Genomic DNA, 15672 nt, shown 5'->3' with positions numbered 1-15672 from the left:
GCCGGGAAAAGTGTTCCTTTTCCCGGCTTCATTACATCAATTAATTCAGAAAACCGTCCTTGTTTCTGAGTGGTATCCGCACACTTGACAGGCTGATGAATCGTAGCCTGCTGAGCTAACTACGCCGGGTCAACAGACGGTTGAAGCTGCATGAAAAGGGGGGATGCAGCTGTTGAATATTGCCTTTGTCGCGACTGTTTTCGGGCTTGCCCTAGCTCCGTTGGGGACATTCGGCCTACCGTTTGGCGGGCTGGTGCTGCTGGTGGCGGTCCCCTATCTGACCTGGAAACGCGGGAATTCTCATCCGCTTGTTCTGTTTTTTCTATTCTTCCTACTTGCCAATTTACGTTATCCACTTGCCTTTCCAGACCGGCAGGATGTCGATGAGATTGAGGCTCTGAATAAACGGGTCGTGGTGACCGCGACTGTGACTCAGGTCGAATCTCTTGCTGACGGCCGAACCCGGGCGGATTTGAGGGTGACCGGGGTGTCGCTGCGAGACGAAGCCCTTCCGTTGTCAGCACCCTTTCAGATCCGCCTGTATATAGGTGCGGGAAACATTTTCCTGCTGCCCGGCGATGAGATCCGACTACGCAGTCGGCTGCGGAAGCCGCGTCTATTTGGTACTCCCGGAGAATTCAACTGGCCACGACAATTGGCTGGGCAGGGGATTGCCATGACTGCCTGGATAAAACATACCGATGAAATCGAAGTCCTTGGGAACAAAACAAACTCATTGCTACGGTGTCTCTACGCTTGGAAGGGCAGGGTGGCTACGCTCATCACCTCAATCATGCCGACCGCTGATGCCGCTCTGGTGCGCTCTCTTGTCCTTGGGGAAGGGCGGGTGATGCCCGACCAGGAGCGTGATGTCCTGGCCAGCGCCGGGATCAGTCATCTCTTCGCCATTTCGGGGTTGCACCTGGGATTGATCGGCTGGGGCTTGTTTTCCCTTTTCTCGCGCCTTTACCACTCGTCCCCCCGACTTCTTTCCTGGCGTCCTCCACAGCGGGTTCTGCCTTATTTTCTGGTACCGATTTTGTTTGGCTATCTTATGTTGACCGGGGATGCGGTGGCAACTCGCCGGGCTTTCGCTCTGGTCGTGCTGGGCGCAACGTTTTTGTCCATGCGCTATCATATCAACGCATTGCAGTTGCTGGTTTCGTTGGCATTTTTGTCATTGTTGTTGAACCCGCTACTGCTGTGGCAAGCCGGTTGGCAATTGTCTTTTGCCGGCGCCGCCGGAATTGTCTTCTGGCATCCTCGGTTTTCTAAGCTCTGCAAAGGACGGTCTGTCCTTCTGCGCTATCCTGTGCAACTGCTTATGGTGACGGGTGCTGCGACCCTTGCAACCTTGCCCCTGGTTTTGCTCAATTTTCACCTTTTGGCTCCGGCAGGCCTCCCGGCCAATCTGGTTGCCGTTCCCATGGTTGCATTGCTCGCTCTTCCCATCGGATTGCTGGGGATGGCGGTGCTGCCCTTTTGCCAACCCGTTGCCGAGCAGTTATTTATTTTTGACGGTTTTATTCTTAATGTGCTGGTCCGTTTTTCAGAGTGGTTGATCGCTCTGCCGGGATTGGGCAGCCATATGGTTTTCCTTTCTCGTTTGCAGTATTTGAGTATTGGCCTGCTGGTGGCTGCGCTCTGTAGCGTGGCTACACAGCCTGCCCGAAAAACACTGCTGCTATCGGTCGCTCTGCTCTCTTTTGCAATGGGGCTTTGGCTGGTTCAAAGGGGCGGCAGTGCGGCTCCATTAACCATCACTATGTTCAGTGTCGGGCAAGGTGAATCTCTGCTGCTTCAGAACGATCATGGTCAGACCGTGCTGATTGATGGCGGCGGGTTGTACAGTGAGCGGTTTGATGTTGGCGAACGGCTGGTGGCGCCGGCTTTGGCAGAACTTGGTGTTAATCGGCTGGATGCGATTGTCTTAACCCATGATCATCCTGATCATCGCAAAGGACTGGAGTTTGTTCTTGACCATTTCAAGGTCGGTGAAGTGTGGGCCGCCAAGCCCTTGGCAAACCTGAATGCAGCTTTTGCTGCTGCGGTGCAGCGCAACGGTGGGGTGTTCCGTGTTGCTGAGTCGGGTTGGTCAGAGTTGCCTTTTGGGCTGGGGACGCCCTTGCGAGTTTTTTCGCCGGCGATCGGTCGGCTCTCGGAAAATGATTCGTCACTGGTTGTTTTCTGCGGGTTGAATCCCGATAATGGACTTTTATTGACCGGCGATCTGGAAGCAAAAGGGGTTGGGATTCTCTTGCAGGAAGAATTCGGGCCGGTATCGCTGTTGAAGCTTCCTCACCATGGCAGCAGGCACTCCGCGACCCGGCAATTGATTGCCCGCTTTCGGCCAGCCGCTTGCTTCGTTTCGGCGGGGTTTCGAAATAGCTATCATCTTCCCGCACAGTCTTTGGTGAACTATTTGGAAGAGGAGGGGATTCCTCTGTTCAGAACTGATTTACAGGGGACGGTTCGGGCTTCTTTTGCCTCTGATGGGTGGCATTTCAGCCTCTGGGAGAATGGGCTTTTCCGTTGACAATCGGAATGAATTGCTGATAAAAAACTCTTATTATTATAGGAGACTTATGATTTCGGTCCAATCGAATATTCTGATTGTCGACGACGAGCTTTTTTTTAGAAAATTGTATCGCGATATCCTGCTGGATGGAGATTACCGCGTTACTGTTTGCTCCGGCGGCGATGAAGCAATCAGGAAAATCCGCCAGGAACAGTTCGACCTGATTCTGACCGATATGGTCATGCCGGGAAAGGACGGCTTGGATATCCTGCGCTACGCACGAACCCTGCCTAATCCTCCGGATGTCATTCTGGTGACCGGTCATGCCAGCCTTGAATCGGCGATTGATGCGCTGAAAAACGGAGCGCGCGACTATCTGGTTAAACCGTTTAATCCGGAAGAGCTGCGGCATCTGGTCGAAACCTGTCTTGAGCAGCGCCGGCTGCTAACGGAAAATGATCAATTGCGTCGGCAGGTGCAATTATTTCAGAATGCGCAGACCCTTTCATCTTTGATCGCTCTGGAAGATTTGTTGTCGCAATCCCTGGATATTCTGATGCGTGAAACCGGAGCGACTGTTGGCTGTGCAGTCAGGATCAATCCAGGTAATATTCCTGCGGTGATTGATTTGCGAAATACCGCTGAGCTGGAAACACTGCGCGCCATAGAGGCATTGCTACCTGAAATTACTGAACAGCGTTCCTTTTTTCAACCTTCCAGGGAGTTCACGCAACATGCCCCCATGGGAAACTGGAGCTTGGAAGAGTTATGGCTTCTGCCGTTGCGGGATGATGGGCAGCTGAAGGCGGTCATTGCTTTGTGCGGTCAACCTGCCGCTTTTGATAAAAGCCTCACCGAAGCAGATCTGCGTTATTTGTGCGACCAGATCGTCCTCGGTTTTGCCAACTCCTGTCGCTACCAAAGTGCACAACAGTTAATGTATACCGACGATTTGACCGGGCTCTATAATCATCGCTATTTGCAGGTTGCTTTGAATCAGGAAATCAGGAGGTCCCAGCGCTATGGGCTGGAGTTCTCCCTCTTGTTTCTCGACCTGGATCGTTTTAAAGAGATCAATGATCAGCATGGTCATCTTGCCGGCAGTGCCGCCTTGAAAGAAGTCGGAACATTGTTGCACGACTGTGTCAGGGAAGCAGATACGCTTTTTCGCTTTGGCGGAGATGAGTTCGCCGCCATTCTGGTCGAAGCTGATGCGGGAACCGCACGGATTGTCGCTGAGCGTGTGCGTAAAGCGATCGAAAACCATGCCTTTCTTGAAGATCGTGGCCTGCGCAGTTTCGTCACGGTGACAGCAGGGTTTGCGACATTCCCTTCTGACGCGACGGACCACGAGTTATTGCTGAATCTGGCTGACCGGGCTATGTACGCCGGTAAGAGTATGCGCAACATAATCTGCAGTGTTGCCGATATCCCGGATAGAAATTGACCTTGTTGCTTTGCCACTGGTTTCACCCCACCAATCTCGGGGGGATTTGGGCCCTCATCGCTGAAGAAAAAAGCACAAATTTCTGCAAGACCTCTTTCCGCACGCCTTAAAATAAGGTATCTTTCCAAGCTTGTGTAGTCCGCTTGGCATTTTGCATTTGACAGACATTTTTCTTTAAGAACAACACAAGGATATTATTTTGACTATTTCTGCTATCAAAGGAATGAATGACATTCTGCCGGGAGAGGTTGAAACATGGCAATTTCTTGAGCAGAGTGCCCGTGAAATATTTGAAATTTACGGATTTTCGGAGATTCGGACTCCGGTTCCCGAAAAAACCGAACTGTTTTGCCGTTCAATCGGGGAGACAACGGATATTGTTGAAAAGGAAATGTACACCTTTGCCGACAAAAGCCAGAACTCCATGACCCTACGCCCCGAGGGCACGGCGCCGGTGATGCGTGCTCTGATTCAGAATCGGCTTTATAATCAGGATTCGGTCACCAAGCTTTATTATCTGGGGCCGATGTTCCGTTATGAGCGTCCGCAAAAGGGGCGCTATCGCCAGTTCCATCAACTGGGCGCCGAGGTTTTGGGTGTTGAAGACCCCAAAATAGACACTCAGGTTCTGGCAATGCTGCATCACTATTTCAGGTCTATCGGAATTGACAGTGTTTCTCTGCAGATCAATTCCCTGGGTTGCCCGCAGTGCAGGCCCGCTTACCGGGAGATACTGGTGGCTTACCTGGAGTCGCGACTGGCCGCGCTGTGTCCGGAATGTCAAAGGCGTTACCTGGTTAATCCTCTGCGGGTGCTGGATTGTAAAGTTCCCGGTTGTCGGGAAGCGACTACGGATGCGCCAGCAATGATCGAACATCTCTGTGCGGATTGTGAAACACATTTTTCGCAGGTGCAAAAACATCTTGTTGCTCTGGAGATTCCTTTTGAAGTCAATTCCCGGATGGTGCGTGGGCTTGACTATTATGTCCGTACGACCTTTGAACTGGTGACCGACCAGTTGGGCTCCCAGAATGCCGTTGCTGCAGGGGGACGTTATGACGGCCTGGTCGAAGGGCTTGGCGGCCCGGCTTTGCCGGGGATCGGTTTTGCCATTGGTCTTGAGCGCCTGGTCCTGCTTAAGGGGAGCGAGAAAATTGCACCACGAGTTCCGGTTGTTTTTATTGCCGCCCTTGGCGATGCCGCGGTCGATCCGGCTTTTGTGTTGATGTCGCAATTGCAGGCAGCCGGGGTGCGCGCCGAGATGGATTATCAGAGCAAGAGCCTTAAAGCACAGTTGCGCAGAGCGAATAAGTTGAATGCCAGGTATTCCCTGGTACTCGGAGATGAAGAAATTGCCTCCGGGCAGGCTCAACTTAAAAATATGGCGGATGGGACACAGACTCCGGTCTCCTTAGCCGGGCTGGTCGACCTGTTGGTGGAAAAAAACAGCTAGTTACAGACTTCATTCTTGACCACTGTCGATAGCGGTTCATATAATTTTTTAGCGTGCTTTAAAAAAGCACATATACTTAGGTTCGGAGGAACATTTTGAACGATAAACTTGGTGACTGGAAAAGATCTCATCGTTGTGGTGAACTGACGGCTGAACATGTCGGCCAGGATGTTTGTGTCATGGGATGGGTGCAACGGCGTCGCGATCATGGCGGTTTGATCTTCATTGATCTGCGTGATCGGACGGGCATAGTTCAGCTTGCCCTCGACCCTGATCGGGACTCCGCTTCCCATGAAAAAGCCGAGCAGGTTCGTAACGAGTTTGTCATTGCCGCTCGTGGGAAAGTTTCACCGCGGCCGGAAGGCACGGTCAACCCCAAGATGAAAACTGGAGAGGTCGAAATTGAGATTACCGAACTGTTAATTCTCAATCGTTCTGAGACCCCGCCTTTTATGCTCGACGAATATACTGATGTTGCAGAGATTATTCGTTTGAAATATCGCTTTTTGGATTTGCGCCGACCAGCGTTGCAGAACAACCTGATGATGCGCCACCTGGTTGCCAAAACCGTTCGCAATTATCTTGACGGTCAAGGTTTCCTCGAAATTGAAACGCCGGTTCTGACCAAGAGTACTCCTGAAGGAGCTCGTGATTATCTGGTGCCGAGTCGAGTCAATCTTGGAAAATTTTACGCTCTGCCCCAGTCTCCTCAGCTGTTTAAGCAGCTGTTGATGGTGGCGGGTTTTGACCGTTATTTTCAGATCGTCAAATGTTTTCGCGACGAAGATCTTCGGGCGGACCGCCAGCCTGAATTTACTCAGATTGATTGCGAGATGAGCTTTGTCAAGCGCGACGATGTGATGACTGTCATGGAAGGCATGGTGTCTGAAATTTTCCAAGCCGCTATTGGCGTCAAGGTCAGCCTGCCGATCGCACGGTTGTCTTATGCTGAAGCACTGCACCGTTTCGGAGTCGATAACCCGGATTTGCGCTTCGGGCTCGAATTGGTGGATATCACGGCACAGGTTGCCGGTTCACAGTTTAAGGTTTTTGCCGATGTCGCCGCCAACCAGGGGCTGGTTAAAGCGCTTAATGCCAAAGGGTGTGCACGATTCTCCCGGAAAGAACTCGATGACCTGACCGATTTCGCTAAGATCTATGGCGCTAAAGGCTTGGCCTGGGTCAAAGTGACCGAGGATGGCTGGCAGTCACCGATTGCTAAATTTTTTACCGTCGAAGAGCTTGCCTCTTTGAACGCTGCGCTGGAAGCCGAAGTCGGTGACCTGTTGTTGTTCATGGCCGATACTCCAGCAATTGCCAACGAGGCCCTTGGCCGGTTGCGTGGACATCTGGGGCAGAAACTCGGCCTGGCCAGCAAGGAAGATTATAAATTTGTCTGGATAACCGATTTTCCGCTTCTTGAATGGGATGCTGAAGAGCAACGTCATGTTGCCGTTCACCATCCTTTTACTGCGCCGCTTGAAGAGGATATCCCGCTGCTTGACAGCGATCCGGGCAAAGCCCGTGCGCAAGCTTATGATCTGGTCCTTAACGGGTCGGAAGTTGGCGGGGGGAGTGTCAGGATCCATGATCAGGCAGTGCAGTCGAGAATGTTTGACCTGCTGGGGATCGGTGAAGAAGAGGCCCGGGAAAAATTCGGGTTCCTGCTGGATGCCTTGAGCTTTGGAGCTCCACCGCATGGCGGGATCGCCTTTGGTCTGGATCGGCTGATGATGATCCTGACCGGCGCCGATTCTATTCGCGATGTTATCGCGTTTCCCAAAACCCAGAAGGCAACCTGTCTGTTATCAGATGCGCCCAATGAGGTTGCGGAGAAACAGCTTCGCGAATTGGGGATTCGCCTGCGTACCAAGCAGAACGGATGAATCCTAAAGCTCGGATGCCAGGACAGAGATGACATGCAGATGTTAAAACCTCTGTTGCCGATATTTATGTTGATCATGCTTGTCATCGGAGGTTGTGCAAGACCTCCGCTTGACAGGCTTGAAGATGTCAGGAGCATTGTTGCCCATGCCTATGCTTCAGGTGCAGCTGAGTATGCGCCTGGAGAGTATCAACTGGCCAGCAGTGCTCTGCAGGCGGCTGAACAGCAACTGAAAGACAAGGATTATCGACGAGCGCAAAGAACGCTGGATTTGGCTCAGCGCTATTCTGCAGAAGCGTTGAGCTTGACTATTGACATCAAAAAAAAATTAACCCAAGAACAGACGCGGATTGCCGAACAGAAACGTCTTGAACAGATTGAGCGTGAACGGCAGCTTGAAGAAGAGCGGCAACGGCGCATAGCGCAGGAACTAGCTCTTAAAAAACAGCAGGAAATTGAAGAGCGCAAACGCAAAGAGGCCGAAGCACGTAAAGAAAAGCTCAAGACCGCGATCGTTGAGAAGAAAAAAGAGCCTGAACCAGTTCCGGAAAAGCCTGAGCTGTTGGATGAAGTGGAAGTGCAAGTTGGTGAGACCTTGGCAACGATTGCTGCCAAACCCGAGGTTTATGATGACCCATTGCTCTGGCCATTGATTTACAAAGCAAATCGTGACCAAATTAAAGATCCCAAGGAAATTTTTGTTGGCCAGGACCTAACGATTCCACGGGATAAAACAAAAGAAGAAATCGACGCTGCTCGACAGGAGGCACGGGCTCTAAATTTATTCTGATCTAGCCGGATTTCTGCCCCTTTTTGAAAGTATGCTTCATTTTTGAAATAAAAGTTTTTTCAAATTAAAGGCTTTTCCGGGTAGATATTTCTTTGGTTATTTTCAAAAAAAATATCACTAAAATAAATACTTAAGGTTTGGCCCCCCTTTCTGGGATTTTTTATCTCAGGATGCAAAGATTCTTGACAGTCCCTGGGGGTTTGTATACTGTATACAGGAAATGTAGACCTGCGATTTTTTGTAGAACATGGTTTTTGTTTTGCGGAAAGGGTGGTTCTTTCCGCTGCCTTTTGTTTTCATAACCGAAGAGAAAACGGCTTGATTTAAATTTCATGGAGAAAGTTTATCCCTTAAGGAGAAGAAAAGAAGATGGCATCTAAGATTATTTGGTCAGAAATTGATGAAGCTCCTGCGTTAGCTACCTATGCGTTTCTTCCCGTTGTTAAAGCTTTTACCAAAGACGCTGATATTGAAGTTGAAACCAAAGATATCTCTCTCGCTGGCAGAATCATTGCCAATTTCCCCGACAAACTGACCCCTGAACAAAAAATCGCGGATAACCTTGCTGAACTTGGTGAGTTGGTGAAGAAGCCGGAGGCGAATGTCATTAAGCTGCCGAATATCAGTGCCTCCATTCCCCAGTTGCAAGCTGCTATCAAGGAATTGCAAAGCAAAGGTTACGACATCCCCAATTATCCCGAAGAGGCCACAACCGCTGAAGAGAAAGCTTTGCAGACCCGTTTTGCGAAGGTTCTCGGTTCCGCTGTCAATCCGGTGCTGCGGGAGGGGAACTCCGATCGCCGGGCTGCTGCTTCCGTTAAGGCGTTCGCACAGAAAAACCCACACAAAATGATGAAGGCTTGGCCCGAGGTTTCTCAGTGCCGCGTCGCGCACATGGAGGAGGGTGATTTCTATGCTTCAGAAAAATCCGTCACCATGGATAAGGCCGATACTGTCAGAATTGAATTCGTCGGGTCTGAAGGGGTAGAGGTTCTTAAAGATAAACTCGACCTGCTGGCAGGGGAGGTCCTTGACTGTTCGGTCATGAATGTAGCCGCATTGCGAAAATTTTACGCTGAGACGGCCGCTGAGGCAAAAGAAAAGGGAGTCTTGCTGTCGTTGCACCTCAAAGCGACTATGATGAAGGTTTCCGATCCGATCATGTTCGGGCATTGTGTGTCGGTTTATTTCAAGGATGCCCTTGAAAAACACGCCTCAACACTCAAGGAAATAGGCGCTAATCCTAATTATGGACTTGGCGACATCCTTGCCAAACTGGACAAACTTCCTGCCGCAAAAAAAGCCGAAATCGAAGCCGATATCAATGCCTGTTATGCTGAGCAGGCTGCTCTTGCCATGGTCGATTCACGTAATAATATTACCAATCTACATGTTCCTAATGATGTCATCGTTGATGCCTCCATGCCGAATGTGGTGCGCGACGGTGGTAAAATGTGGAATCTTCAGGATGAGCTTCAGGATACCATTGCCATGGTTCCGGATCGTTGCTATGCAACCATGTATCGGGAAATCATCGAGGATGCCAAACGCAACGGGCAGTTTGATCCCTCGACCATGGGTAGTGTTGCCAATGTCGGCTTGATGGCACAAAAGGCCGAGGAATACGGCTCTCATGACAAGACTTTTGAAGCCAAGGCCGATGGGGTTATCCGGATTGTCAATTCCGCAGGTGTGACCTTGCTTGAACAAAAGGTCGAAAAAGGGGATATCTATCGTGCTTGCCAAGCCAAAGATATTCCGATCAAGGATTGGGTCAAGCTGGCTGTCAACCGGGCCAAGGCTTCCGGTGAGCCCGTGGTTTTCTGGCTTGATGAAAATCGCGGCCACGATGCTGAAATTATTAAAAAAGTCAATAAATACCTGCCCGAGTTTTCTCCTGAAGGCCTGGATATCCAGATCCTGCCGCCGGTTGAGGCCATGAAGTTCTCTTTACAAAGAGTTCGTAAAGGGGAGAACACCATTGCCGCGACCGGTAACGTATTGCGGGACTATCTTACCGACCTGTTCCCGATTCTAGAGTTAGGGACAAGTGCCCGGATGCTCTCAATCGTACCATTGTTGGCGGGTGGTGGATTGTTTGAAACCGGCGCCGGTGGATCTGCTCCCAAGCATGTTCAGCAGTTTCTTAAAGAGGGCCACCTGCGCTGGGATTCGCTGGGCGAATATTGCGCTCTGGTTCCTTCCTTTGAGATGATTGCCACGAACACCGGTAATTCCAAAGCTGCTGTTTTGGCCAAGACGCTTGATCAGGGGATCGGTAAATATCTGGAGAACCAGAAACTGCCTTCCCGTAAGGTTAACGAAATCGATAACCGTGGGAGCAGTTTTTATCTTGCTTTGTACTGGGCTCAGGCTCTGGCTGAACAGAATGACGATGTCGCGCTTAAGTCCCGTTTTGAGTCGGTGGCAAAAGCACTGACCAAAAATTCTGCAAAAATTGACCAGGAGTTGCTCTCCGCTCAAGGGTCACCGGTCGATGTGGGTGGGTATTTCCGCCCGGATCCGGTTAAAGCCAGCCAGGCTATGCGGCCGAGTGCAACATTTAACGCAATCATAGATAGCATGTAACAACCAGGTATAAATTTGTCGGCTCGGAGCAGGTTGCTCCGGGCCTAAAATTTATTTTCCCAAGAGAAGGAGAAAAAAATGGCGAGACCAAAAATTGCTCTTATCGGTGGTGGACAAATCGGTGGCGTTCTTGCTCAACTCTGCGCATTGCGCGAACTTGGCGATGTCGTTTTATTTGACATCGTTGAAAATATGCCCCAAGGAAAAACCCTGGATATTGCAGAGGCTTCACCGGTTGACGGTTTTGATGTTAACCTGAGCGGGACCAATGACTATAAAGATATCGCAGATGCCGCGGTTGTTATCGTGACTGCCGGATTGCCACGTAAACCGGGAATGAGTCGTGATGATCTGATCGGCGTCAACTCCAAAATCATGACCTCTGTCGCTGAGGGGATTCGCGATAATGCTCCGAATGCTTTTGTCATCGTAATTTCCAATCCTCTGGATGCTATGGTCACCCTGTGTCAGAAAGTGACCGGTTTCCCGCCCGAACGTGTTTGCGGTCAGGCTGGGGTGCTCGATTCTGCTCGTTTTGCCTCCTTTATCGCCTGGGAGTTGGGTGTTTCCGTGAAGGATGTTTCTGCCGTGACTCTCGGCGGACACGGTGATACCATGGTGCCACTGGTCCGTTATGCCAGTGTCGCCGGGATTCCGGTGATGGAATTGCTAGAACAGAAATATGGCAGTAAGGCGAAAGCTGAAGAGGTTATGACTGCCATGGTTGAAAGAACCAAGGGCGCCGGTGGTGAAGTTGTCAAGCTGTTGGGTAACGGAAGTGCTTTTTACAGCCCGGCATCTTCTGCCATTGCTATGGCAGAGGCCGTTCTTAAAGATCAAAAACGAGTTCTGCCGACCTGTGCCAAGTTGAATGGTGAATACGGGGTTGACGGCTATTATGTCGGTGTCCATTGCGTTCTTGGCGCCGGTGGCGTGGAAAGAATTTTGGAACTGAAACTTGATGAGACCGAGCAGGCATTGATGGATAATTCGGTTGCTGCTGTTAAAGGTCTTGTCGACAGTTTGAATCTTTGAAAAATGGATAATGTTGGGGGTACCGGTTAGATGAATGATCTTGCGGTACCCGGTAATCAGTTGCTATGACTTACGGGACAGTTGGGCTTTGTCCGCCGCTGCTTGGATCTCTATCTCTGGGCATCGGCGGACCGAGTTGCTCCGTCTTTTTAATTTGGGATGGTCTTGCTAGGGCAAGGTTATTTGTATTGTGACTTGAAGGGCAGTCTCTTAACTGCCCTTCTTATTAGGTGAGGAAATTTAATAATTTGAATGTCTGGATGATTTGCCGCTCTGTGGAAACACTGTTATTCCCAGGTTGATTTTGCCGGCTGGATGCGAAAATAAATTGGCTTAAAATAGCTGTATATGATAGCATTCCGCCGTTTTGGACGGGCAGATTTTTAATTTTTTAGTCATTGCATGTTTAAAAGGAGAAAGATTCTGATGAGCGCGAAAGCGGAAATTGAAATCATCGAAAGGTACTGTAAGGGGTGCAGCATTTGTGTTGAATTCTGCCCCACCAAAGTGCTTGAGATGGACGCATTTGTTGTCAAGGTTGCTAATGCTGATGCATGTATCGCTTGTAATCAGTGTGAGCTGCGTTGCCCTGATTTTGCCATTAAAGTTCATAAGCTGTAATTGCTAGAGGAGGTCAGTTCGTGGCTAAAAAAATAGCTTTATTACAGGGTAATGAGGCCTGTGCCCAAGGCGCAGTCTATGCGGGCTGTAAGTTTTTCGGTGGCTACCCCATTACACCTTCAACGGAAGTCGCAGAAGTTTTGTCTACTGAGCTGCCGAAAGTCGGTGGGCATTTTATTCAGATGGAAGACGAGATCGGAGCTATAGCGTCGGTCATCGGTGCATCTTTGACCGGTGCGAAAGCCCTGACCGCAACCTCAGGACCCGGTGTCTCTTTAAAGCAGGAGCTTATCGGCTATGCCTGTATCGCCGAGGTTCCCTGCGTTATCGTCAACGTCATGCGCGGTGGTCCTTCTACCGGTATGCCGACCGGTCCGGGCCAATCGGATGTCATGCAGGCCCGCTGGGGAACGCACGGTGATCATGCGGCTATTGCGCTGGCGCCTGCGTCCTGCCAGGAGATTTTCACCGAAACAGTACGTGCGTTTAATCTTGCCGAAAAATATCGGATGCCGGTTCAGGTCCTGTATGATGAAATTGTCGGGCATATGCGGGAACGGATCGAGTTCCCGGAGCCGGGCGAACTGGAGGTCATTGATCGGGCCAAACCGACTTGTGCGCCAGAGGATTACAAACCTTTCGATGCTTCTGAAACCGATGTTCCGCCGCTGGCTGCATTCGGCTCCGAATATCGCTTTCATGTGACTGGCCTGAACAAGGCTGCAGATGGTTTTCCGACCACCAAGGCGGATTTGGTTGATGCTGAAGAGCGGCGTCAGCTCTCCAAGGTTGAGAAACCGGAAGCCCGGGCCGATATCGAATCCAATGAAGAATATCTCTGTGCCGATGCCGAGGTCCTGATTCTGGCCTACGGCTCAACTGCCCGGTCAGCCCGTTACGCTGTCAACGAAATGCGCGCCGCAGGAATTAAAGCCGGTTTGTTCCGGCCGATTACCCTGTGGCCTTTCCCGGAGAAGCGGGTTGCTGAACTCGGCAAACAAGTCAAGGCAATAGTCGTTCCCGAAATGAATCTGGGGCAGATGATTTTGGAGGTTGAGCGGATTGTCAAGAATGATTGCAAGCTTGCAGGTGTCAATCGTGTTGACGGTGATCCCCTCACCCCGGCACAAATCATTGCTCAGGTTAAGGAGGTGCTTTAAATGGCTTACGATTATGAAAAATCAATCCGTCCCGGCAAATTGCCCCATATCTGGTGCCCGGGGTGTGGCCATGGCATCGTTATGAAAGGGCTGATCCGGGCTATGGATGCTTGCGGCCTGGAGAAAAACAATACCGCTATTGTTTCCGGTATCGGTTGTGCCAGCCGTCTTCCCGGTTACATGGATTTTTGTACTCTGCACACTGCTCACGGGCGTGCTGCAGCGTTCGCAACTGGCGTTAAAATGGCCAAACCTGAAATGACCGTTATTTGTTGCGGTGGGGATGGCGATGGGACCGCTATCGGCGGAAACCATTTTATCCACGCTTGCCGGCGGAATATCGATATGACCTACGTCCTGATGAATAACTATATCTATGGAATGACGGGCGGTCAGTTTTCTCCATGTACCCCGACCGGTGACAAGGCGTCCACCACTCCCTACGGCAACCCTGATCCGGTGTTTGACCTCAGTAAACTGGCCATCGGCGCCGGAGCAACTTTTGTTGCCCGGACGACAGCGTTTCATGCGACCCAGATCGATAAACTGATCGCCGAAGGGATCAAGCATAAAGGTATGGCGGTCATTGAGGTTCTTGATGACTGCCCGACCACCTATGGCCGGCGCAATAAATTCCGTAGCGTTGTTGATATGATGAAACGTCTCAAGGAAATGGCTGTTCCGGTTGCTGCTGCTGCAAAAATGACGGCTGAGCAATTGGAAGGTAAGGTGTTGACCGGGGTTCTCTATAAAGAAGATAAGCCGGAATACTGTGAACAATATGCAAAAGTCATTGCCCGCGCACAGGGCGCCTGATCCCATCAAAAGGAGACGAGAATCATGGCAGAAAGATATGAAATTCGGTTTTCCGGAGCGGGTGGTCAGGGACTGATTACCGCCGGGATTATTTTGGCGGAAGCTGCATCAATCATTGAAGGCAAACACGCAGTCCAGTCTCAGAGCTATGGCCCTGAGGCGCGTGGAGGAGCTTCCAAATCGGAAGTTATCATCGGCAACTCGCCCATCGACTATCCGAAAGCGACTGTCGTTGACGCCTGTCTGGCCATGACCCAGGAAGCTGCTGACAAATATGCGGTTGGCATCAAACCCGGTGGGTTGCTGCTGGTAGACACCGACTTTGTCAAAAATCCTCCGCATGGCGATTTCAAGGTCTATGACATGCCGATTATGCGTACTGCCAAAGAAGATGTCGGCAGAGCAATTGTCGCGAACGTCATTGCTTTAGGCGCAATGATTGCGCTGACTGATGTCGTGAATCGTGAATCCGGTGAAGAAGCGGTTTTGCGGCGTGTTCCTGAAGCGTTCAAAGACCTGAACCGGAAGGCCTACAACCTTGGGTTTGAAAAAGTCAAAGAATTGTTGGCTGACTAGCTTAACATCATGTGTTATCTTAAATGAGGCTCGGTTGTACTGCCGAGCCTCATTTTTTTTAACGATAACTATTGTCACGGAGAATCTGATGAAAAAAATTATTGGCTTTGGGCTGGTATTGGTACTTGTTGCCGGTGGCGCCTATGCTGAAGACAAATTTCCGACACCCAAGGAAAAAATCGGCTATGCGATCGGGATGAATATCGGTCTGAATATGAAGCAGCAAAAACTTGATGTTGATCCTGACCAGGTCGCGGCTGGCTTGAAAGCTGCTTTCAGCGGCGCAGAAACAGCTCTGAGCCAGGAGGAGATGTCTCAGGTTCTAACCGCATTCCAGCAGGAAATGCAGCAGAAGCAGGTTGCTGAGCAGACCCGTCAAGCCAGTGAAAATCTTGCCGCGGCAAAAACCTTTCTTGCTGAAAATGCCAAGAAAAAAGGTGTTGTTACCCTGGATAGTGGTTTGCAGTACAAAGTGATTGAAGCCGGCAAGGGAGCAACTCCGACGGCTGACTCAACCGTCAAGGTCCATTATCGCGGCACTTTGATTGACGGTACTCAGTTTGACAGCTCTTATGATCGCGGTGAGCCGGTCAGCTTCCCGGTCAAGGGTGTTATTGCCGGTTGGACCGAAGCGCTTCAGCTGATGAAGGAAGGTGACAAATGGCAGTTGGTCATTCCTCCGGAGTTGGCTTATGCCGAGCGCGGAGCGCCTCCGGTTATTCCGCCAAATTCAGCTTTGATTTTTGAGGTTGAATTGCTCAAGGTTCTTTGATAATTGCTTC

The 15672-nt window shown here is 50.6% G+C and carries 12 protein-coding genes; all 12 read left to right on the top strand.

What is annotated here, in order from left to right; translation table 11 throughout:
- The first annotated feature begins 163 nt into the window (after positions 1-163).
- Positions 164-2536: a DNA internalization-related competence protein ComEC/Rec2 gene (locus N909_RS0100190; RefSeq protein WP_029909573.1), complete on the top strand. Its 2373-nt coding sequence runs from the start codon at positions 164-166 to the stop codon at positions 2534-2536.
- A 49-nt stretch (positions 2537-2585) separates the two neighbouring features.
- Entirely contained in the window at positions 2586-3965 is a 1380-nt protein-coding gene (locus tag N909_RS0100185; RefSeq protein WP_029909570.1) for a GGDEF domain-containing response regulator, read from the top strand.
- A gap of 223 nt (positions 3966-4188) precedes the next feature.
- The gene (gene hisS, locus N909_RS0100180) at positions 4189-5418 is read left to right on the top strand and encodes a histidine--tRNA ligase (RefSeq protein ID WP_036682577.1); all 1230 of its coding nucleotides are present in this window, start codon (positions 4189-4191) and stop codon (positions 5416-5418) included.
- Positions 5419-5513: 95 nt separating this feature from the next.
- Entirely contained in the window at positions 5514-7304 is a 1791-nt protein-coding gene (gene aspS, locus N909_RS0100175; RefSeq protein ID WP_029909565.1) for an aspartate--tRNA ligase, read from the top strand.
- Positions 7305-7337: 33 nt separating this feature from the next.
- Positions 7338-8093 carry a DUF4398 domain-containing protein gene (locus N909_RS24205; RefSeq protein WP_051689399.1) on the top strand — a complete coding sequence of 252 codons (756 nt, stop codon included), beginning with the start codon at positions 7338-7340 and terminating at the stop codon, positions 8091-8093.
- Between the two features lie 369 nt (positions 8094-8462).
- On the top strand, positions 8463-10682 hold the full coding sequence (locus N909_RS0100165) for an NADP-dependent isocitrate dehydrogenase (RefSeq protein WP_029909560.1): 2220 nt from the start codon (positions 8463-8465) through the stop codon (positions 10680-10682).
- 78 nt (positions 10683-10760) lie between these two features.
- Positions 10761-11717 carry a malate dehydrogenase gene (mdh, locus tag N909_RS0100160; RefSeq protein WP_029909558.1) on the top strand — a complete coding sequence of 319 codons (957 nt, stop codon included), beginning with the start codon at positions 10761-10763 and terminating at the stop codon, positions 11715-11717.
- 426 nt (positions 11718-12143) lie between these two features.
- Entirely contained in the window at positions 12144-12338 is a 195-nt protein-coding gene (locus tag N909_RS0100155; RefSeq protein ID WP_029909556.1) for a 4Fe-4S binding protein, read from the top strand.
- A gap of 20 nt (positions 12339-12358) precedes the next feature.
- Complete coding sequence (locus N909_RS0100150; protein WP_029909554.1) at positions 12359-13498, top strand: 2-oxoacid:acceptor oxidoreductase subunit alpha; 1140 nt, start codon at positions 12359-12361, stop codon at positions 13496-13498.
- On the top strand, positions 13499-14314 hold the full coding sequence (locus N909_RS0100145; protein WP_029909553.1) for a 2-oxoacid:ferredoxin oxidoreductase subunit beta: 816 nt from the start codon (positions 13499-13501) through the stop codon (positions 14312-14314). It abuts the gene before it with no gap.
- 24 nt (positions 14315-14338) lie between these two features.
- Entirely contained in the window at positions 14339-14890 is a 552-nt protein-coding gene (locus N909_RS0100140; protein WP_029909551.1) for a 2-oxoacid:acceptor oxidoreductase family protein, read from the top strand.
- Positions 14853-15662 (top strand): BamJ family beta-barrel-assembly machinery protein, encoded by an 810-nt coding sequence (gene bamJ, locus N909_RS26275; protein WP_281174796.1) that lies wholly within the window; start codon positions 14853-14855, stop codon positions 15660-15662. Before N909_RS0100140 ends, bamJ begins: the two co-directional genes overlap by 38 nt.
- Positions 15663-15672 lie beyond the last annotated feature (10 nt).

The organism is Pelobacter seleniigenes DSM 18267, assembly GCF_000711225.1.
Lineage (GTDB): Bacteria > Desulfobacterota > Desulfuromonadia > Desulfuromonadales > Geopsychrobacteraceae > Seleniibacterium > Seleniibacterium seleniigenes.
Note: the sequence above shows the minus strand (reverse complement) of the source record. Positions and strands in the feature narration are given on the sequence as shown.